Source organism: Pelagibacterium sp. (assembly GCF_035555455.1).
GTDB lineage: Bacteria > Pseudomonadota > Alphaproteobacteria > Rhizobiales > Devosiaceae > Pelagibacterium.
Map to the genome: position 1 here is coordinate 16,314 of NZ_DATMGM010000004.1, position 20,216 is coordinate 36,529.

Consider the following 20,216-nt stretch of genomic DNA (forward strand, 5'->3'; position numbering starts at 1 on the left):
AACCAATTGGTCATTTCCGCTTAGCAGCGCCGCAAAGGCGTGTTAACTAGCGCCCATGACAACGCGCATCACGTTCCCATTCCCCACCGATTCCGCCAGCTTCGAAGCCGAGCAGGAAGAGCGCCAGATTGCGCTCGAATACCTCGCAGACGCCTGGAATGCGGCGGATACCGATGGAATCGATACCGAGGCGCTGGCCCACGCCGCCCTGTTTGCCGCCATCGCCACGCTGGTTCGCGATTATGGCGAAGAAGCCGTGGCGCAGATGATCGGCAAGGTTCCGGACCGAATCAGCAACGGCGAATATTCGCTCGACCGCGTGCTCCAATAGATTCGGCAGCGTCCGGATTGGCGCGACGGATCGCCGCGCCATAACCAGTTTAAAACTCAGTCCTCGCTCTGCCAATCGAGCACGATCTTGCCCGCCCCGCCCTGAATGGCGCTTTGGAAGGCGACGTCGAATTCGGCGGCGGGAAAGCGGTTGGTGATCACCGGGCGGATATCGAGGCCCGATTGCAGCATGGCCAGCATCTTGTGCCAGGTCTCGAACATCTCGCGCCCGTAAATGCCTTTGATGGTCAGCATTTTTAAGACCATCTTGGCGAAGTCATATTCGAACGGCTTTGCGGGCAGGCCGAGCATGGCGATCTTGCCCCCCATCACCAGATGTTCGGTGAGAGTGGCCATGGCGGCGGGTGCGCCGCTCATTTCGAACCCCACGTCAAAGCCTTCACTCATGCCAAGGTCAGCCGCAACTGCGCGGAGGTCGTCGGCCGTGTTGACGGCGATGACGCCCGGCGCGGTCTTGCGGGCCAATTCCAGCCGATGATCGTTGGGATCGGTGATCACCACGTGACGCGCGCCGACATGCTTGGCCACCGCCGCGCTCATGATGCCGATCGGCCCGGCCCCGGTGATCAGCACATCCTCGCCCACCAGATCAAACGCCAGCGCCGTATGAACTGCGTTACCGAGCGGATCGAGGATCGCCGCCAGTTCATCGTCCACGCTGTCGGGCAGCGGCACGATATTGAACGCGGGGATTTTGACATATTCGGCAAATGCGCCGGGCAGATTGACCCCGACCCCGCGCGTTTCGGGATCGAGATGGAAGCGCCCGGCCCGGCTGGCGCGCGATTTGAATCCGATCACATGACCTTCGCCTGACACGCGCTGGCCAAGGGTCAAATGGCTGACATTTGCGCCGAGCCGGGCGATCGTCCCGGAATATTCGTGCCCCACAGTCATGGGCACCGGCACCGCGCCCTGCGCCCACTGATCCCATTTATAGATGTGCAGATCGGTGCCGCAAATGCCGGTCTTGGTGACCTTGACGAGCACATCATCGGGCCCGATTTCGGGGATGGGCACCTCTTCCATCCATAGTCCCGGCTGTGCCTTTGCCTTGACGAGGGCTTTCATGGTGGCGGTCATTGCAGTGGTCCTCTCACTCCGGTGGTACCTGCCACCGCTGCGCACCCCTCATCCGGCCTTTCGCTTCGCGAAAGGCCACCTTCTCCCTCAAGGGGAGAAGGGGAACTGCGGACGTGGAGCCTCCGGGGCCGACCAGAAGAGCCCCCTTCTCCCCTGGTGGGAGAAGGGTCGGGGATGAGGGGGGCGCTGACCTGCTCCATCAAATCACCCCCAACTCTTTGCCCGCGCCGATGAACGCGTCGATGGCGAACGTCACGTTGTCATCGGACAGCCCCGACGACATCTGGGTGCGAATGCGGGCCTGGCCCTTGGGAACGACCGGGAACGAAAAGGCTGAAACCAGCACGCCCCGCTCCTGCAGGGCCTTGGCCATCGCCTGCGCCCTTGTCGCCTCATGCAGCATCACCGGGATGATCGGGGTTTCGCCGGGCACCAGTTCAAACCCGGCCTCCGAAAGAGCATTGCGGAACCGGCTGGCGAGGGTTTGGAGACGCGCACGCCGGTCATCCGCACCTCGCGCGATCTCGATGGCTTTCAGCGCCCCGGCAGCCACCGAAGGGGGCAAGGCATTGGAAAACAGGTAAGGCCGGGCCCGCTGGCGCAACAGATCGATGACCGGTTGCGGGCCTGCGATGAACCCGCCCAGCGCGCCCCCCAGTGTCTTGCCGAACGTGCCCGAGATGATGTCGACGCGATTCCCCGCCCCGGTGAGCGACGGCGTGCCTTTGCCCTCTGCGCCCAGATGGCCGGTGGCGTGGCAATCATCGATCATCACCACAGCTCGATACTCTTCAGCCAGCGCACAGATGGCAGGCAGGTCGGCGATATAGCCGTCCATGGAGAACACGCCATCGGTGACGATCAGCTTGAAGCGTGCACCATCGTCATCGGCGGCCTGAAGCTGGAGGCGCAGATCATCCATATCCGAGGTGGAAAACCGGTAGCGACGCGCTTTGGACAAGCGCACTCCGTCAATGATCGAGGCGTGGTTGAGCGTATCGGAGATGACCGCATCCTCTGGCCCCAAAAGCGTTTCGAAAAGACCGCCATTGGCATCGAAGCACGAGCCGAACAGGATGGCATCGTCCTTGTCCAGATAGCGCGCCACGGCGGTTTCAAGCTGCTTGTGCAGCTCATGGGTGCCGCAGATGAAGCGCACCGACGCCATGCCCGACCCGTAGCGTTGCAACGCATCGACGCTGGCGGCGACGACATCCGGATCATCGGCGAGCCCGAGATAATTGTTGGCGCACAGATTGACCATCGGGCGTCCGGCCACAGTGACAACGGCGCTCTGGGCCGACTGAATCACCATTTCGGACTTGTAGAGCCCCTCCTCTCGAATGCCGTCGAGGGTCTGGGAAAGGTGAAGGGCGAAACCATCCATCATGACTGCAACTCCTTTGGGTGGAGGCAGTTTCCGTTATATTGGAATTTGAGTCAACGATTTCCGTGCATCGGATGAGAGTGCCCGAAACCTAGTGGTAGAGCACCACCAGCCAGCCGGTGGCGACTTCATCCGAGGTATTGGCGATGACATGGGGGGCGTCGGCGGGGTAGCGGGCGACCTCGCCAGCATTGAGAACCGTCGTGGCATCCCCGCTGGTGATGGCGAACCCGTCGCTCATCGCCGTGAAATGCTCGCGCGTTCGCGGCGCATGCGCGGCGCTGACCAGCGCGCCCCCGGGGTCGATTTCAACCAGATACCATTCGGTCTTGCCGGCAAGAGCGGGAGACGAGAGGATCCGCAGACGGCAGGTGCCATCCGGCGAGGAAATCAGCGGCACGTGATCGGCAGGCACAACGTCGATCTGCGCCGTCTTGCGCGCCACCGCGTCGCCCGAGACCAGATCGGAAAATTCCAGGCCCAGCGCCTGGGTCAGGCTCCACACCACCGCAAATGTGGGATTGGTTTCGCTGCGCTCGATCTGGCTGAGCATGGAGCGCGACACACCCGAAAGCTTGGCCAATTGCTCAAGCGTCAAATGCCGCGCCTTGCGCGCCTTCTGAAGGACCGGACCGATCTGGGGTGGAGCTACGTCGTTCATAAGCGATGCTTTTAAAGCGTTTTCCGCCAAATTGGAATTTGCTTTGTGCACAGGAAGGATGATCCGTCGCCCCTGCGATCACGCAGCGTCCTGCACCGAAATCACCAATTGCTTGCCGAGCAGACGCAGGCCGTTTTCCATACTGCTCAGTTTCGTATGATGGTACGGATCGAGCATGCGGCGCACTTCATTTTCGCCCTTTCCCAGCCGCTGCGCCAGGTCGACCCGTGTGATCCCCGAATCGCGGAACGCCTCAATAAACGCGATCTTGACCGCCACTCTGGCAGAAATCGAAATCGGCTCGCCCACCGTCGCCACGGACTTGGGGAATTCCAATCCATCGAGAACATAAGTCAAAAGGGCAACCTCCAATGCATCCTGAGCGTTGGCGCGGGCCTCGTCTCGATCATCACCTTCGGTGATGGCTTCCGGCACATCGGGGAAGGTGACGACAAAGCCGCCGCCGTTGGATTCGAACGTTGCGAAATAGCACGTCATGCGCTTTTTCCTTCTGTGCTCAGAGACCGAGCTGTTTGCGGATGATCTTTTCCATCGCCGGGCTGATCTCTCCCGATTTGACCACGGAAAAACGGCCACCGCACCGGACCACACAATGGCCTCCCTTGCCGCGCGCCATGTTCACGTCCAGCGCTATCCCAATTGATCACGTTTCATGAGATGCGTTCCCCCACACATCTATTCGCACAAAAATGTGCGAATTGCAATCCCCCCTAAATCGGCAAGGGGCCGTCAGTCTTGACCTCCTCCATCACCGGATAGGTTCGCGTTTCGGAAACGCCGGGCAGGTTGAGCAGCACGTCGCCGAGGAAAGCGCGGTAGTGGCTCATGTCGGTCACCCGCGCCTTGACGATGTAATCGAACCCGCCCGCGACCATATGGCATTCAAGCACTTCGGGCGCGAGGCGGATGGCGCGGGAGAATTTTTCGAAGGCGTCAGGGGTGGTCTTGTCGAGGGAGATTTCGACAAACACCAGCAGTTCGAGCCCCACCATCAGCGGATCGATGCGCGCGGTGAACCCGGTGATATAGCCCGCGCTTTGCAGTCGGCGCAGGCGATCGCTCATCGACGTCGGCGCGAGGCCGATCCGACTGGCCAGTTCTGCATTGGTGATCCGGCCATCGGCCTGGAGTTCGTTGAGAATCCGACGATCAACCCGATCAATCCGCATAATCATGCGCCCCTCCCTATATTTCCGTTTATTCTACGACTGAGTGGCAAAACAGACAATGGATAACCGGCCAAACCGGCGTAGCATCGGACTATCGACAGATTGACTCTGGACCGGGAGGAACCGTTCAGACATGTCTCGATCCCCTGATGCTTATCGGGAGCCGTTCTCCCGCTTTTCCGACCGACCGCTTGTTCCCGACACGCCGCTGCGCGAGGCGATCACCGCCGCCTGCCGAAGCGCGGAAACCCAACGCATCCCGCCCCTCATCGAAGCGGCCAGCGTCACGCCGCAGCAAGCCGCTGCGATCCGGGCCACAGCCGAAACGGCGGTCAAATCCATCCGCGCCCGAGGGACCAGCATCGGCATCGAGGCGCTGATGCGCGAATATGCCCTTTCGAGCCAGGAAGGCGTGGCGCTGATGTGCCTTGCTGAAGCCCTGTTGCGCACGCCCGATACGCCCACCCGCGACCTGCTGATTGCCGACAAGATCGCGCCGGGCGACTGGCAGCGCCATCTCGGGCTCGATCGCTCGCTGTTCGTCAACGCGGCCAGCTGGGGGCTGGCGGTCACCGGAAAGCTGGTGTCTCCGGTGGACGACACAGGGCTGTCCCGTGCGCTGACCCGGCTGGTGGCCCGCTCGGGCGAATCGGTGATCCGCGCCGGGGTCAACATGGCAATGCGGCTCCTGGGCGAGCACTTCGTCGCTGGCGAGACGATCGCTACCGCCTTGCGCACCGCCCGTTCCGGAGAGGCGAAAGGGTTTTCCTATTCCTTTGACATGCTGGGGGAAGCGGCGACCACCGCCGAGGACGCAGAGCGCTATCTTGAGCAATACCGCACCGCGATCCATGCCATAGGGGCCGCGGCGCAACAAAAGGGGCCCCTTCGCGGCCCCGGCATTTCCATCAAACTGTCGGCGCTGCATCCGCGCTACAGCCGGGCCCAGTATGGGCGGGTGATGAGCCAATTGCTGCCCGTGCTCAAGGGTTTGGCAACGCTGGCGAAAAGCTACGATATCGGCCTCAATATCGATGCCGAGGAAATGGACCGGCTGGAGCTGTCCCTCGATCTGCTCGAAGCTCTGGCTCTCGATCCGGACCTTGCCGGATGGGACGGGCTCGGGTTTGTCGTCCAGGCCTACTCCAAGCGGTGCGCAGCCGTCATCGACTGGATCATCGACCTGGCGCGGCGCTCCGGGCATCGACTGATGGTACGGCTGGTCAAAGGGGCCTATTGGGATACCGAGATCAAGCGAGCGCAGGTCGATGGGCTCGATGATTTCTCGGTGTTCACCCGCAAGGTACATACCGATGTCAGCTATATCGCTGCCGCGAAACAGCTGCTGGCCGCGCGCGACGTGGTGTTCCCGCAATTTGCCACCCATAACGCCCAGACCATGGCAACCATCCATACGCTGGCCGGGCCGGATTTTGCGCTGGGCGACTATGAATTCCAGTGTCTCTACGGCATGGGGGAGCCGCTTTACGAACAGGTGGTGCCCAGCCACACGCTCAATCGCCCGTGCCGGATTTACGCTCCTGTCGGCAGCCATCAAACGCTATTGGCCTATCTGGTGCGCCGGCTGCTGGAAAACGGCGCCAATTCGAGTTTCGTCAACCAGATTGCCGATGAAACGACCCCCATCGCGCAGTTGATCGCTGACCCGGTCGCGGTGGCGCGACAGATTGCGCCACTCGGAGCGCCCCATCCCGAGATAAAACTGCCCCGCGACATCCTCGCCGCAAAGCGCCGCAATTCCCGCGGCCTCGATCTGTCCAATGAACAGGCGTTACGCGCGCTCCATCACGGGCTTTCAGCCTCGCTGGCGCAACGTTGGGAGGCCGAGGGAAATTCCGTCCGCACGATCGTCAATCCGGCAGACCACAGGGACCGGATTGGTTCGGTCGCGGAGCCGACAGAAACCATGCTCACCGATCTCATGGCGCGCGCGCAGAACGCCGCTTCGGGCTGGGCGAGCACACCGCCCCACGAACGCGCCGCGTGCCTCGATCGTGCCGCCGACCTGATGGAAGCCCGCATGGAGGCGCTGATGGCGATGGCCATGCGCGAAGCGGGAAAGACGGCAGCCAATGCGGTAGCGGAAGTGCGCGAGGCAGTGGATTTCCTGCGCTATTACGCCCAGCAGGCGCGCGACAGCTTTGATAACCACACCCATGTGCCGCTGGGGCCGGTGGTCGCCATTTCGCCCTGGAACTTCCCGCTCGCCATTTTCACCGGTCAGGTTGCCGCCGCACTGGTCGCCGGCAACCCGGTGCTTGCCAAGCCCGCCGAGGAAACCCCGCTGATCGCGACCATGGCGGTGGATATTCTCCATGAGGCCGGGGTGCCGGAGGATGTGCTGCAGCTGGTCGTTGGCGATGGCCGTATCGGGGCCGCATTGGTGGCAAACGCTGGCGTGTGCGGCGTGCTGTTCACCGGCTCGACCGAAGTGGCGCGGCTGATCGCCCGCCAGTTGGCCGGACGGCTCTCCGCCACCGGCAGGCCCCTGCCGCTGATTGCCGAGACCGGCGGGCAGAATGCGATGATCGTCGATTCCTCCGCACTCACCGAGCAAGTGGTGCTCGATGTGGTCTCTTCGGCTTTCGACAGCGCAGGCCAGCGTTGTTCGGCACTGCGGCTGTTGTGTCTGCAAGATGAGGTGGCGGACCACACACTCGCCATGCTCAAGGGCGCAATGGCGCAACTCACCATCGGCAATCCCGACCGGCTGGCGATCGATATCGGACCGGTGATCACGGCGGAAGCGCGCGACACCATCCTCGCCCATATCGAGGCGATGCGCGGCAAAGGCCATGCGATCGCCCAGATCGATCTGCCCCCGGAGGCCGCCCATGGCACCTTCGTTCCCCCGACGCTGATCGAGCTGGATGATATTGCCGAACTCGGAGCCGAAGTGTTCGGGCCGGTGCTGCATGTGATCCGGTTCCGCCGCCAGGATTTGGGCCCGCTGATCGGCAGGATCAACGCGCTGGGCTATGGGCTGACCTTTGGTCTCCATACGCGCATCGACAGCACCATGGCCGAGGTCAGCGCGCAGATCCTTGCGGGCAATATCTATATCAACCGCAACCAGATCGGGGCCGTGGTCGGGGTGCAGCCCTTTGGCGGGCATGGTCTGTCCGGGACAGGCCCCAAGGCAGGCGGACCGCTCTATCTGCGACGACTGGTGACGACCACCAGCCAGACCATGCCCGATCTGCCGCCACGCGAGCCCGACCAGACATTGCACACTCTCGCCGATTGGCTGCGCCACACCGGCGCTGAGACCTTGGCGGCTCAAGTGCTTGCCTATGGCAACCATCCGGCCATCGCTACCAGTGTCGAACTCTCCGGCCCGGTGGGAGAACGCAATCTCTACACAACCCGACCCAAGGGAGACGTGCTGCTGATCGCGAATTCGCTCATCGGGCTGTGCCACGGGCTGGCGGCGGGTTTGGCCGCGCAAAATCGCATGAGTGTCAGCCTCTCCGGCGAGGCGCTCGCCGCCTGGCCCCATCTGCCCGAAACCATCCGCGAGGCAACAGCGCTGCTCTCCGGGCCGATCCCCAACACCGTGCGAGCGGTCATGGTAGAAGGCGATGAGACGACCATCGCGGCGGTCAGCCGGACCATGGCGGATGGCGACGGCCCGATTGTCACCGTTCAGGGCCTTTCAGCACACGACCTCCAAAACGGCACCGCCGTCTTCGCCATCGACCAGCTGGTCGATGAAGTGTCCACCAGCATCAACACCGCAGCCGCAGGCGGCAATGCAAGCCTGATGACGCTGGTTTGACCCCTTGAGGCGTCTTCAAGATTGGTTATATTGAAGACAATCCAAAGGAGAGCCCATGTCTCGCACCACCACCATGACGGTTCGTCTGAGCGGCACGTTGAGCGAATTCGTATCCTCCAATGTCGGAGAAGATGGCGCATACGAAAACATCAGCGAATATGTGCGCGATCTGATCCGCCGCGATAAGGAGCGCGTAGAGAACGAAGCCTTCGAGCGGCTGCAAGCGGAGTTGACGCTCGCCTTTTCCGCACCGGATTCGTCCTATCAGACGCTGACGGCGGCGGCTGTGATCGCGCGCAACAAGGCCGTGCGATGAATGGCCACGGTCAGAATTCAGGAACGGGCTGCGCTCCGCATCGATGAAATCTATCGCTTCACGCTTGAGCGATGGGGCGAAGACCAGGCCGAGCGCTATATCGTCGGTTTGTTTGATGCATTCGAAAAGATTCAAACCGGTGGCGTAAGCTCACGCCCCGTCCCGGCCGCATTCGGCATCAATGGCTTTTTCTTTCGCTACGAACGCCATTTCGTCTATTGGCGGCGCCTCGACAATGGCGATATCGGCATCGCCACCATCCTGCACGAGCGCATGCACCAGATCGATCGGTTCAAGGATGAGTTCGGGCTTTAGAAGATCCCTGGCGGCCCCTACTCTTCCCGTTCCAGCGTCTCTGCAAACCGGATCGGCTGGCCCTGTGCGGGGGTGACGAGGTCGCCCTCCCACATCACCATATTGCCCCGGATGATGGTGCCCACGGGCCATCCCTTCACCGCTACGCCGTCATAGGGCGTCCAGCCTGCCCGGCTGGCGACGTCCTCATTTCTGATCGTCTCGGTGCGGTTCATGTCGACAATGGTGAGGTCGGCATCATAGCCCACCGCCACCCTGCCCTTGCCCGCAAGATTGAACAGGCGCTGCGGGCCGTGGCTGGTCATATCAACAAACCGCTGCAAGCTTAGCCGCCCTGCATTGACGTGGTCGAGCATGATCGGCACCAGCGTCTGCACGCCGGTCATCCCCGAAGGCGATGCCGGATAGGGCACGTCCTTTTCGGCGCGTGTATGGGGCGCGTGGTCGGAGCCGAGGATATCGGCAACGCCATTGGCCACGCCCTGCCAGATGCCCTCGCGATGTTCGGCGTCGCGCACCGGCGGATTCATCTGGGCATAGGTGCCCAGCCGCGTATAGGCCGTTTCGTCCAGTGTCAGGTGGTGCGGGGTCACCTCCACCGAGGCGATATCCTTGTGATCGGCAAGAAACGCGATTTCTTCCCTCGTCGACACATGCAGCACGTGGATGCGCTTGCCGGTCTTGCGGGCAATTCGCACCAGCCGTTGGGTGCATTGCAGCGCAGCTTGCTCGTCGCGCCAGAGGGGATGGGACGATGGATCGCCTTCCACCCGCAATCCCTTGCGCTCTTCGAGCCGGAACTCATCTTCCGAATGGAAGGCCGCGCGGCGCGAAATCACCGACAGGATCTCTTCGACCCCCTCGTCGTCAGCAACCAGCAGCGAGCCCGTGGACGAGCCCATGAACACCTTGACCCCGGCACACCCCGGCAACCGCTCAAACTCGGGCAGCTGCGCGACGTTCTCGCGCGTGCCGCCGATATAGAAGGCAAAGTCACAATGCATCCGGTTGGTCGCGCGGGCGATCTTGTCTTCAAACGTTTCGCGCGTGGTGGTCAGAGGATTGGTGTTGGGCATTTCGAACACGCCCGTCACCCCGCCCATCACCGCCGAGAGCGATCCTGATTCCAGGTCTTCTTTCTGCTCCAGCCCCGGCTCGCGGAAATGCACCTGAGTATCGATGACGCCGGGCAGGATGGTCAGCCCCGTGCAATCGATCTCGATATCGGCGGTTTCGGTCGCCAAAGAGCCGATAGCGGCAATGCGCCCCTTGATGACGCCGATATCGGCGCTACCTATGCCATCATGATTGACCAGAGTACCGCCCCGGAAAATCGTATCGAAGTGGCGACTCATGGCATATCTCCAGTCCCGGTCTCATTCTGGTGCCGGGTGTAGCGGAAGACCGGTGAAGCAGGCAAGGGCACCCCATGACAATCGAACGACGCGCAGACCGGATCGCTTTCCGGATTTCGGGACCGGACGCCACCCATCTCCTGCACGATGTCCTCACCCCGCCGGTCACGGCCGAAAACGCCCCGGCCCGGTGGTTTTCGCTGCTTACGCCACAAGGCAAGATTTTGGCCGAAGGGCTGATCGGCTGGGCCGACAATGCCTACTGGCTCGACGTGCATGATTCCGTCGCCGACAACTTTTTCCGCCGCATGCGGATGTATCGTCTGCGCGCCAAGGTCGATATCGACAGGCTCGATGAAACCCACGCGGTGGGCTGGTCGGTGGACCCCGCTGATGGCATCGTGCATCAGGATGGGCGCGCCGATGGGCTGGGCTATCGCGTCATCGCGCCGATTGCCGACGCAGAGGGTTGGGCCGACGGCACCGGACAGGCGCGCGCCCGCATCGGCTTAGGCATCGCCGAACTGGGCCCCGATTATGCCGAGGATGACGTCTTCCCCCACGATGTGGGCATGGATCATCTGGGCGGCGTCGATTTCAAGAAGGGCTGCTATGTGGGCCAGGAGGTCGTCTCGCGCATGCAGCACCGCGGCACGGCACGGCGCAGGCCGGTGATCGTCTCGGGCCTTGGCGCGGCACAGCAGGGGGATTCCCTTGTTGTCGGCGCGCGCACTGCCGGCACGCTGGGGCAACCGATCGACGGGCGGGCCGTCGCCATCGCACGGATCGACAGGATCACCGATCCGGCAGCGGGCACCGTTAATGACGCTCCGGTGTCGCTTGCCCTGCCCGGCTGGGCACAGTACGGTTTTGCGCAATCCGCCACCGATTCCGAAGACGAATAGACCGTTTTTTGGAGAAGCAAGACCGGTTTCCCCAGAGGGCTTTATGACACGCGCAAAATCCCGCGCCTGGCAGCGCATGCTTTCGGGCCGCCGTCTCGACCTGCTCGATCCCTCCCCCCTCGATGTGGAACTCTCCGACATCGCCCATGGGCTGGCCCGCGTGGCCCGCTGGAACGGGCAGACCGGCGGTGATTATGCCTTTTCGGTCGCCCAGCATTCGGTGCTGGTTCTGGAGATCGCCGCGGCCATCGACCCCGAAATCAGCGACGCGGGCCGCCTCTATACGCTGCTGCACGATGCCCCCGAATATGTGATGGGCGACATCATCTCCCCGTTCAAGGCGGCCATGGGTGGCAATTACCGCGACGTGGAGGCTCGGCTTTTGGGCGCCATTCACGTCCGGTTCGGCCTGCCCGCCATCGCGCCAGCCGCCCTCAAGCGCCTGATCAAGCGGGCCGACCGGGAAGCAGCGTTTTTCGAAGCGGTCAACCTCGCGGGTTTTTCCGCCGACGAGGCCCGGAAATATTTTGGCGAGCCCACGCTGGCCGGATTTGACCTGCCCGGCTTCGACCGCCTCATCCGCCCCTGGCCCACGCAACAGGCCCACGACCTGTTCGTCGCCGCTTTCGAAAGCCTGAGCGCGTAAGGCCATCGCAGCGCCGCCGCATCCCACCCTGTCATCCCGGCCTTGAGCCGGGAACCAGTAACCGGCAGCGCATCGGTTCCATCACGAACGCTGCGCATACTGGATCCCGGGTCTTCGCCCGGGATGACGCTGCGTGTGTGGCATCGACGCCTGCCAAACGAGCCCCCCTCGCCCCTTGAGGGAGAGGGGCCGGGGGTGAGGGGTGCGCTGAGTTTGAGCATACACAGCGGTGAGCGAAGACTCCGTCATCCGACCTAGTCGCCTGTAATCGTTACAATTTTAATCTCATTTTATCTATTAACCCTGTTGCATGAAGGACTTTGCGTTAACCACTCGGAAAGGTTGATAAAGCGTTAAGACGCCATTCTACGGAGAGTCGTCCATGCGCTTTGACCGTCAGCATCACCCCAGCAAATCCATCGCGATGCGCTATCGCATCGGCGTGGCGGCCCTGCTGTTGCTGATCGCAGGGCTGGCGGCGACAACCACGGTGCGCGCCGATGGCATCGTGTCCACGGCACCCCCGCCGCTGACCACGCTGGTCAAGTTCAACGACCGGGACTACCAGATCGCCTATTCGCCCTCGGTGTCGCTGGAGCCGATCTCCGCGACGAGCGTGCGCAAGGTCGGGTATGGGCGGGTGAGCGAGGTCAATATCGCCACCACCTCATCGGGCACCTATTCGAGCGATGGTCTCGTGTCGCCGCATGTGCTGTATCCCGGAATCGAGGTCAGCCGCGCCGAGCCGGAAGACCGTCCCCGCCATCACAGCCGGTTCGCGGATGGACCGGGCTTTTCGATCTTTTCACTGGGGCAAGACCCCGCCAGCAGCAGCACGGTGTTCAATTCGGTGTCGGATCACGGAGTGCGCTCGTGCATGACGCGCGGATCGTTCGTTTCGTGCTTCCGCACCTATTGAGACGCGGGCCTGCCACGCCCCCGCAATCGGGTTATCCGAACTGCCAGCCGGCCTTGAAGCGGTAGAAGACGTGCAGCCCCACCTGGGCCAGCCTGTCCATGTTGCGCGCCCAATGGGGGCGGACATAGGTAGCATGGTAGTGGGTCGCGTCAGCGATTTCGGTGAGATAGATTTCCTGGTTGAGCACTGTCTGGGTGATTTCCTGGGCCAGCGCCCAGGCCGCAGGTTCGTTGATGCGGTCGGGGATGCCATCGCAGGCAAACGAGAACTGGCAGGCGTTGCGCCTATGCTGGTTCTGATAGACGACACCGCAAATGGTATCCGGGTAATTGGCGTGCTCGACCCGGTTCATGATCACCTGCGCCACAGCCACCTGCCCGCGATAGCTTTCGCCGCGCGCCTCGAAATAAATCCCCGTGGACAGGCACCATTGCTCGCGCTCGGACCAGGTGTGCTTAGGCGTGAAATCGGTCGCCGGCGTATTGGCCCTGCCATAGGCGAGGGTCTCGGGCACCGATGCCGGGCGCGGCAGGTCGGGATCGATATTGGCGACATCAAAGCCATCGGCGAAGGCGTCGATCGCGCGCAGGGAGTCCGAGCGCGCAACCCCGGTGTTGATCGCCGCAACAGACATGCGCGGCCCCGGCTCCTCGGCACCCTCGTCGGCGTCCGCGACCTGAATGTCCGATTGCTGCGAAACATAAGGATCGCCAGCTTTGCGGGCATCCGCAATCGACAGGCGCACGGCATCAAAGGCCTGCGAGAACGCCACAAGATTGACCTCGGGCCGCACGCGGTCTGTCTTGCCCGACCGGTTGGGGCCGGAAAATATGCTGGTTTCAAACAAGGATGCGACCGATCCGGTGATCACCGGCTGGCCAGCCGCATAATCGAGCGCGGCTGAAGGCGCTGAAGGAAGATCGGCCACCAGGTCAACGGCATGAAAGCCGCCGGTGCCCGGAACCGCAAAACCATAGGCTGCTGCGCTGAGCGCCAGTGCCCCCATGGCCTTCACAACTCTGCGCGAGGCACGCGCCCTTTGGGCCCGTACCGGGGAAGTCCCGTACGCCATACTAACGCTTTTCTACGCCACAACTCTGACCCGCCGGCGCTAACCTGCGCACCGGACCCCGTGATGAAAAATACGCCATCGTTCCGGTGCCGGTGATTGATCGGGCGCGCGATGCAGTTGTGCAACACAGACCCGGTCAAATGCCGACAATCTCGATGATCGGTCATTAGGGTTAGGAAGGTGTAAACACGGGCAAAGGGGCGCAGAAAAGTTCAGATTGCGGCGGTTCGGAGGAATTTGCCCGCGCCAGTATGGTTAATTTGTGCCCTCGGACTGGGCCAGGACCATGCGGGCCACGGGCACCCGATAAGGCGAGCAGCTCACATAATCGATATCGAGACCGGAGAAAAACCGCAGGGAATTGGTCTCTCCGGCGTGCTCGCCGCAAATCCCCACTTTCAGATCGGGCTTGACCGCCCTGCCCCGCTCGATGGCGGTGCGGATCAACTCGCCCACCCCGCGCTGGTCGATGGTGACGAACGGGTCCACATCATAAAGCGCGCGCCGGTGATAGGTGGCGAGAAAGGCCGGGGCATCGTCGCGCGAGATGCCATAAGTGGTCTGGGTCAGGTCGTTGGTGCCAAACGAAATGAAGTCCACTTCCCGCGCAATATCCCCGGCCCGCAGGCAGGCGCGCGGCAATTCGATCATCGCGCCGATCGACAGGGTCGCCCCGCGACGGAACACTTCGGCATTGCCCGCAAGGTCCATGATGCGCGACCGCACCCAGGCCACTTCCCGCGCCGAGGTGACGAAGGGGATCATGATTTCGAGATTGACCGGCAGGTCCTGATTGTCCATCGCCGTTTCGACACCGGCAATCAGCGCCCGCACCTGCATCGCGAGAATTTCGGGGTAGGTGATGACCAGCCGCACCCCACGATGCCCGAGCATCGGGTTCACCTCATCGAGCCGCCGCAGCCGCGCCCGCAGCGCACGCAGGGACAAGCCAAGCGCGGCGGCGGTGTCCTCGATATCATCATCGCTACGCGGCAGGAATTCATGCAAGGGCGGGTCGAACAGCCGCACGGTCACCGGCTTGTTCTGCATGGTCTGGAACAGTTCGGCATAGTCGGCGGCCTGATAATCGACCAGCCCTTCCAACGCCGTCGCCCGGTCGTGTTCGTTTTCCGAAAGGATCAGGCGGCGCAGCGCCCGCATGCGTTCGCCGGAAAAGAACATGTGTTCGGAGCGGGCCAGTCCGATCCCTTCCGCGCCAAAGCTCAGGGCGGTGCGCGCCGCGTCCACGGTTTCGGCGTTGGTCCTCACCGCCACCGAACGGGTGTCGTCGGCCCAATCGAGCAGGCGCGACAAGGCCCCGCCAATATGGGGCCGCGACAGGGGCAGCGCGCCCAGATAGAGGGTGCCTTCCGAGCCATCGATGGTGATGCGCTGCCCGGCGGTGATCACCGTATCCCCGATACGGCATTCGCCGTTCTCGATATCGATCTGCAAGGCCCGCAGCCCGGCAACGCACGGCTTGCCGGTGATGCGCGCCACCACCGCCGCATGGCTGGTCATGCCGCCGCGCGCCGTGACGAACCCCGTTGCAGCCTGCATGCCCTCGATATCGCCGGGGCCGGTTTCCATGACGACGAGGATGCAGTGCCGCCCCCGCGCCCGGCAACGGGCTGCATCATCGGGGGTAAAGACGATCTCGCCGCTCGCCGCGCCGGGAGACACCCCCAGCCCCGTTGCAATCGGGGTCCTGCGGTCCTCGTCGGTGAGGCGCGGGTGCAGCAATTGGGGCAATTGCGCCGGATTGAAGCGCCGCACCGCGTCAGCCGGGGCCCACACCCCAGCATCGACCCGCTGCACGGCGGCTTCCAGCTGCGCACCGGCGCTCACCTGTACCGGACGCGCCGACACGAACCGCGCAACAGCGCCCTCGATGGAAATGGTGCAGGCCATGTGCTGGCCCGAGGCCGCATCGATCAGCTCGATCAGCTTTTTGGTGGCCGCCGGCAGGGGCGGCAGAACATCACCGGGCATGGCCACGGGCCCGAGCCTGCCGCTGGCGGTATTGCGGGTGTAAAAGCGCTGGAGGCGGCCTTCCGCTGTCGCCTGCACGATCACGATCTGGCGGCCATAATCGTCCTGCTCATCCTCACTCATCCATTCGGACATCGAGGAATTATAGCTTGCAAAAGCCGCAGCGATGGCGCGCCCCAGGGCCCGCTCGGGATCGACAGCGTCAAATTCATTGGCCGGGGCGCTGATGCCCGTGCGGGCGGTCTGCAGTCCGGCGATATGGCGCGGCGCGGAGGTGCGCACGACGAGTTCGGGCGGCCTGCTACCGGGGCGGACAAGCCGGAACAGGGTGGTGACCCAGACCTTGCGCAAGGCATCGTCGCCGGATGTGCGTTCGGCCAGCAGCGCCTCCCACGCGGTGCGGGTGATGGCGATGGTCGGCACCACGTCGAGCCCGGCGCTGGCCGCGGCATAGAGCCAATTGGCCTTGCCTGCGAGCAGGCGCAATTGCGCGCGGCTCAGGGAGGGCCTTCCCTGTGCCGGGGCGATTGCAAACATCTGGTGGGAAAGCGCAACCAAGAAAAGAAATCCCAACTGAATCGACGTCATATTGCCTGCGCGCCGGGGTTGGGGCAACAGGGCGGATTTTGTGCAAATGGTCACATGATGGTGGCTTGACTTGGGCAGGGCGAGCCCGCATGTGAAGACCATGAGCGACAAGCCAAATCTTGATATCCTTTTGTGCGCCCCGCGCGGATTTTGCGCTGGTGTCGACCGCGCGATCCAGATCGTCGATCTGGCGCTGAAAAAATACGGCGCACCGGTCTATGTCCGCCATGAGATCGTCCATAACAAATATGTCGTCGACGGGTTGCGCGCCAAGGGAGCGATCTTTGTCGAGGAACTCGACGAAATCCCGGAAGGTACCGAGGCGCCGGTGATCTTTTCGGCCCATGGCGTCGCCAAATCGGTTCCGGCGGAAGCCCGCCACCGCAATATGTTCCATCTCGATGCCACCTGCCCGCTGGTCACCAAGGTGCATGTGGAAGCCCAGCGCCACGCGGAACAGGGCCATGATATCATCCTGATCGGTCACAAGGGGCACCCCGAGGTGATCGGGACCATGGGGCAGTTGCCGCCCGGCAGCATCACGCTGATCGAAACCGTGGAGGACGCAGAGGCGTTCGAACCGCGCGATCCCGACAACCTCGCGCTGGTCACCCAGACGACGCTATCGGTCGATGACACCAGCGCCATCGTTCTGGTGCTGCGCAGCCGCTTCCCCTCCATCGCGATTCCGAAAAAAGAAGACATCTGCTACGCCACCACCAACCGGCAGGAAGCGGTGAAAGTCGTCGCGCCCCAGGTGGATGCGATGATCGTTGTGGGCGCGCCCAATTCATCGAACTCGATGCGGCTGGTCGAAGTGGGCGAGCGCGCGGGCTGCCCGATCTCGGTTCTGGTGCAGCGGGCCGACGATATCGACTGGTCGCTGTTTGCCAATATCGGATCGCTGGGCATCACGGCGGGCGCTTCGGCCCCCGAGGCGCTGGTTGAAGAGGTGATCGACGCCTTTGCCGAACGCTTCGCCGTCAAGGTCGAGATCGCCGTGACCGCAGAAGAAAACATCGCCTTCAACATCCCCCGCATCCTGCGTGAGCTTGAAGCAGCGGGCAGCCGGTGAGCGACTCTGTCGTTATCCATACGGACGGGGCCTGTTCGGGCAATCCCGGCCCCGGCGGCTGGGGCGCGGTGCTGGAACATGGCGGCCACGTCAAGGAATTGAAGGGCGGCGCACAGCTCACCACCAACAACCAGATGGAGCTGACCGCCGCGATCGAAGCGCTCAACGCGCTCAAGCGCTCCTGTTCGGTCGAGCTTTATACCGACAGCCAATACGTCAAGAACGGCATTCAGGGCTGGCTGCACGGCTGGAAGAAAAACGGCTGGAAGACCGCTGCCAAAAAGCCGGTGAAAAACGTCGAGCTCTGGCAAGCGCTCGACGAAGCCACCAAGCGGCACAAGATCACCTGGCACTGGGTCAAGGGCCACGCGGGCCACGACCTCAACGAACGCGCCGACCGCCTCGCCAACGAAGGCATGGAGCCGTTCAAGACCCGCAGAGGCTAGGCGACGGAATAGTGTCAGCGCCGGGGAGCGATGATGGTCCTGATAAGCGCTTCTAGCTCGGACAATCGACCCGAAAAACTGGCGATCATGGCGCTCAGAACGCATTCAGGGACGAGCGCCGCGTCATTGAACGGAAAGTCTGATCGGCAAGGTTGATGAGGACGGATAACGCCGGATAGCAGGAAGGGTCCTGCTCAGCGGCGTAGCTCATCGCCTATGTATTGATCGCCGCGATGACCTTCCGGCGTTTGGCAGCGATGCTGTCATCGCCGGACATGGCGGCCTTGGACCGCCCGCTGACCCGCAGCCCTTCCACGGCAAGAACCCTGTCGGCACGCTCTGGCGTCCACCCTTTTGGTGCGACGCGGATCGGTCGAGTTTTGGATTGGGTGCTCATAGGTCTAGTGTATCACAGCCTCACTCAATGAGTGGCAGCCTTTTCCCTGCGGAACATCCCCAGCACCGGCATGATGGCATAGTGGGCCAGGGGGATGAGGAGGAAGCCCAGAGCCACCCCCAGAACGCCATAGAAAAACGCCTCGGTGATCCAGTGGATCGCGCCATAGCCCCCGGGCAGCACGCCAGCCACACTATCGGCGATTGCCACAATGATGTGTTCGGGCAGGTCAAACCCCAGCCCGGCCAGCCCGTGGACGATGATGCCACCGCCCACCCACAGCATGGCGGCGGTGCCCACCACCGTCAGCGTCTGCATGAAGCCCGGCATGATCTTGACCAGCCACCGCCCGAATCCACGGGCGGCCCCGGTATGGGCGTTACGCGCGAGGAAAACCCCGAAATCGTCGGCCTTCACGATCAGCGCCACGCCGCCATACACCACCGCCGTGATGGCAATGGCCACGATGATCAGCACCAGGGCCTGAGTGATGATATTGCCGGTGGAGATGGTCGAAAGCGCGATGGTCATGATTTCGGCCGAGAGGATGAAATCGGTCTTGATCGCCCCCGCCACCTTTTCTGTTTCCAGCATGGCTGCATCGGTCGCGGCGGGCTCGATTTCCTGCTCCAGCGCGTGGGCCTTGCCCGGTGTCAGCATGGCGTAGAGCTTTTCCGCGCCCTCGTAACACAGATACGCCCCGCCGATCATCAACAGCGGATTGATAACGGCTGGCAGGAACGCACTGAGCAGCAACGCCGCCGGAAGCAGGAAAATCAGCTTGTTCCGGATCGAACCCAGCGCGATCTTGCCGACGATGGGCAGTTCGCGATCGGCGGAAAAGCCGTCGACATAGCGCGGGGTGACGGCGGCATCATCGATCACCGCCCCCGCGGCCTTGCTCCCGGCCTTGAGCGCCTGTCCGGTAATATCGTCGAGGGACGCAGCCGCCACCTTGGCGATGGCAGCGACATCATCGAGAAGGGCGAGCAGACCGACGCTCATGGCAAGGCTCCCGGTTGTGGCCTTCTTAAACCCCTGGCGCCGCTTCCAGTTCCCCGCCGGGTGTCATCCGGCGACCTTCCCGAAATCGGCGACCCTATGCATAGTGTCGCGCAATCGTGCCAGCAGGCCAAGCCGGTTAAGGCGGATGGCCGGATCGGGATCATTGACCAGCACGTCTTCGAAAAACGCATCGACCGGTGCGCGCAGGCCACCCAATACGGCAATCGCGGCGGCGTAATCATCCTCGGCCAACCGCTCGGACACTTTTGTGCGCGCGGCGTCCACGGCGGCGGCGAGCGCCTGCCCCTGTTCCGCACCAAGCTGGTCGGCGTCAACCTCCCCGGCATAGCGCTTGCCGTCCTTTTTCTCCTCGGCGGCGAGGATATTGGCGGCGCGCTTATACCCGGCGAGCAGCGCCTTGCCGTCCTCGCTGTCGAGCAGCGATGACAGCGCCCCGACCCGGGCGACAATCTGCAAGATGTCGTCGCTGTCTTCTGCAATCACTGCATCGACCAGATCGTGCCGCGCCCCGGAATCGCGCAGCGACACCTTCAAGCGGTCATGAAAGAACGAGAGCAGGTCCTTGTCGGAGACGAACTGACCCAGCTTCAGCCGCAGCTTGTTGTCGGCGATCAGCCGGATCACCCCCAGCGCCGCGCGGCGCAGCGCAAACGGGTCCTTGCTGCCCGTGGGCTTTTCATCGATCGCCCAGAA

Annotated in this window: 20 protein-coding genes; 9 read left to right on the top strand and 11 right to left on the bottom strand. The window is 62.9% G+C overall.

All coding sequences use genetic code 11. The features are described from left to right. Positions 1-55 precede the first annotated feature (55 nt). Complete coding sequence (locus tag VNS12_RS00350; RefSeq protein WP_325485848.1) at positions 56-331, top strand: hypothetical protein; 276 nt, start codon at positions 56-58, stop codon at positions 329-331. 56 nt (positions 332-387) lie between these two features. Here the strand turns inward: VNS12_RS00350 and tdh are convergent, their stop codons facing one another. The 5 genes from tdh to VNS12_RS00375 all read right to left on the bottom strand — a co-directional run bounded on the left by tdh (position 388) and on the right by VNS12_RS00375 (position 4,672). Next, positions 388-1,434: an L-threonine 3-dehydrogenase gene (tdh, locus tag VNS12_RS00355; RefSeq protein WP_325485849.1), complete on the bottom strand. Its 1,047-nt coding sequence runs from the start codon at positions 1,432-1,434 to the stop codon at positions 388-390. A gap of 199 nt (positions 1,435-1,633) precedes the next feature. Then, positions 1,634-2,824, bottom strand: a complete 1,191-nt coding sequence (locus tag VNS12_RS00360) for a glycine C-acetyltransferase (RefSeq protein ID WP_325485850.1) — start codon at positions 2,822-2,824, stop codon at positions 1,634-1,636. An 88-nt stretch (positions 2,825-2,912) separates the two neighbouring features. Then, on the bottom strand, positions 2,913-3,482 hold the full coding sequence (locus VNS12_RS00365) for a helix-turn-helix domain-containing protein (RefSeq protein ID WP_325485851.1): 570 nt from the start codon (positions 3,480-3,482) through the stop codon (positions 2,913-2,915). A 78-nt stretch (positions 3,483-3,560) separates the two neighbouring features. Further along, positions 3,561-3,980 (bottom strand): type II toxin-antitoxin system HicB family antitoxin, encoded by a 420-nt coding sequence (locus VNS12_RS00370; RefSeq protein WP_325485852.1) that lies wholly within the window; start codon positions 3,978-3,980, stop codon positions 3,561-3,563. 233 nt (positions 3,981-4,213) lie between these two features. Next, positions 4,214-4,672 (bottom strand): Lrp/AsnC ligand binding domain-containing protein, encoded by a 459-nt coding sequence (locus VNS12_RS00375; protein WP_325485867.1) that lies wholly within the window; start codon positions 4,670-4,672, stop codon positions 4,214-4,216. Positions 4,673-4,805: 133 nt separating this feature from the next. On the opposite strand from VNS12_RS00375, the gene putA reads away from it, so the two are divergent. Genes putA through VNS12_RS00390 form a run of 3 tightly spaced genes read left to right on the top strand, consistent with a single transcriptional unit; the run spans position 4,806 to position 9,102 of the window. After that, a complete protein-coding gene (gene putA, locus VNS12_RS00380) occupies positions 4,806-8,471 on the top strand; it encodes a bifunctional proline dehydrogenase/L-glutamate gamma-semialdehyde dehydrogenase PutA (RefSeq protein ID WP_325485853.1) in 3,666 nt (1,221 codons plus the stop codon). 55 nt (positions 8,472-8,526) lie between these two features. Continuing rightward, positions 8,527-8,787 carry a ribbon-helix-helix domain-containing protein gene (locus VNS12_RS00385; protein ID WP_325485854.1) on the top strand — a complete coding sequence of 87 codons (261 nt, stop codon included), beginning with the start codon at positions 8,527-8,529 and terminating at the stop codon, positions 8,785-8,787. Next, complete coding sequence (locus tag VNS12_RS00390) at positions 8,788-9,102, top strand: type II toxin-antitoxin system RelE/ParE family toxin (protein ID WP_325485855.1); 315 nt, start codon at positions 8,788-8,790, stop codon at positions 9,100-9,102. Positions 9,103-9,119: 17 nt separating this feature from the next. Here VNS12_RS00390 and VNS12_RS00395 read toward each other — a convergent pair whose 3' ends face one another. Further along, positions 9,120-10,457 carry a dihydroorotase gene (locus tag VNS12_RS00395; RefSeq protein ID WP_325485856.1) on the bottom strand — a complete coding sequence of 446 codons (1,338 nt, stop codon included), beginning with the start codon at positions 10,455-10,457 and terminating at the stop codon, positions 9,120-9,122. Between the two features lie 74 nt (positions 10,458-10,531). On the opposite strand from VNS12_RS00395, the gene ygfZ reads away from it, so the two are divergent. The 3 genes from ygfZ (at position 10,532) to VNS12_RS00410 (ending at position 12,927) form a co-directional block, all read left to right on the top strand. Beyond that, positions 10,532-11,362 carry a CAF17-like 4Fe-4S cluster assembly/insertion protein YgfZ gene (ygfZ, locus tag VNS12_RS00400; RefSeq protein ID WP_325485857.1) on the top strand — a complete coding sequence of 277 codons (831 nt, stop codon included), beginning with the start codon at positions 10,532-10,534 and terminating at the stop codon, positions 11,360-11,362. Positions 11,363-11,405: 43 nt separating this feature from the next. Beyond that, the gene (locus VNS12_RS00405) at positions 11,406-12,008 is read left to right on the top strand and encodes an HD family hydrolase (protein WP_325485858.1); all 603 of its coding nucleotides are present in this window, start codon (positions 11,406-11,408) and stop codon (positions 12,006-12,008) included. Between the two features lie 382 nt (positions 12,009-12,390). Next, a complete protein-coding gene (locus VNS12_RS00410; protein WP_325485859.1) occupies positions 12,391-12,927 on the top strand; it encodes a hypothetical protein in 537 nt (178 codons plus the stop codon). A 31-nt stretch (positions 12,928-12,958) separates the two neighbouring features. Here the strand turns inward: VNS12_RS00410 and VNS12_RS00415 are convergent, their stop codons facing one another. Together VNS12_RS00415 and VNS12_RS00420 are read right to left on the bottom strand one after the other, a co-directional pair. After that, positions 12,959-13,933, bottom strand: a complete 975-nt coding sequence (locus VNS12_RS00415; protein ID WP_325485860.1) for a cell wall hydrolase — start codon at positions 13,931-13,933, stop codon at positions 12,959-12,961. A gap of 321 nt (positions 13,934-14,254) precedes the next feature. Beyond that, entirely contained in the window at positions 14,255-16,549 is a 2,295-nt protein-coding gene (locus VNS12_RS00420; protein WP_325485861.1) for a putative PEP-binding protein, read from the bottom strand. Between the two features lie 130 nt (positions 16,550-16,679). Here VNS12_RS00420 and ispH point away from each other — a divergent pair, with 130 nt between their 5' ends. Both ispH and rnhA read left to right on the top strand, forming a co-directional pair. Next, positions 16,680-17,654 carry a 4-hydroxy-3-methylbut-2-enyl diphosphate reductase gene (gene ispH / locus VNS12_RS00425; RefSeq protein WP_325485862.1) on the top strand — a complete coding sequence of 325 codons (975 nt, stop codon included), beginning with the start codon at positions 16,680-16,682 and terminating at the stop codon, positions 17,652-17,654. Then, on the top strand, positions 17,651-18,100 hold the full coding sequence (gene rnhA / locus VNS12_RS00430) for a ribonuclease HI (RefSeq protein ID WP_325485863.1): 450 nt from the start codon (positions 17,651-17,653) through the stop codon (positions 18,098-18,100). Before ispH ends, rnhA begins: the two co-directional genes overlap by 4 nt. Positions 18,101-18,314: 214 nt before the next feature. Here rnhA and VNS12_RS00435 read toward each other — a convergent pair whose 3' ends face one another. From VNS12_RS00435 to VNS12_RS00445, 3 genes are all read right to left on the bottom strand, one after another. After that, positions 18,315-18,497, bottom strand: coding sequence for a hypothetical protein (locus VNS12_RS00435; RefSeq protein WP_325485864.1), 183 nt, complete (start codon positions 18,495-18,497; stop codon positions 18,315-18,317). 24 nt (positions 18,498-18,521) lie between these two features. Next, entirely contained in the window at positions 18,522-19,502 is a 981-nt protein-coding gene (locus tag VNS12_RS00440; protein ID WP_325485865.1) for a DUF808 domain-containing protein, read from the bottom strand. A gap of 63 nt (positions 19,503-19,565) precedes the next feature. Then, the coding region (locus tag VNS12_RS00445; RefSeq protein WP_325485866.1) for a glycine--tRNA ligase subunit beta at positions 19,566-20,216 on the bottom strand (651 nt) is incomplete at its 5' end.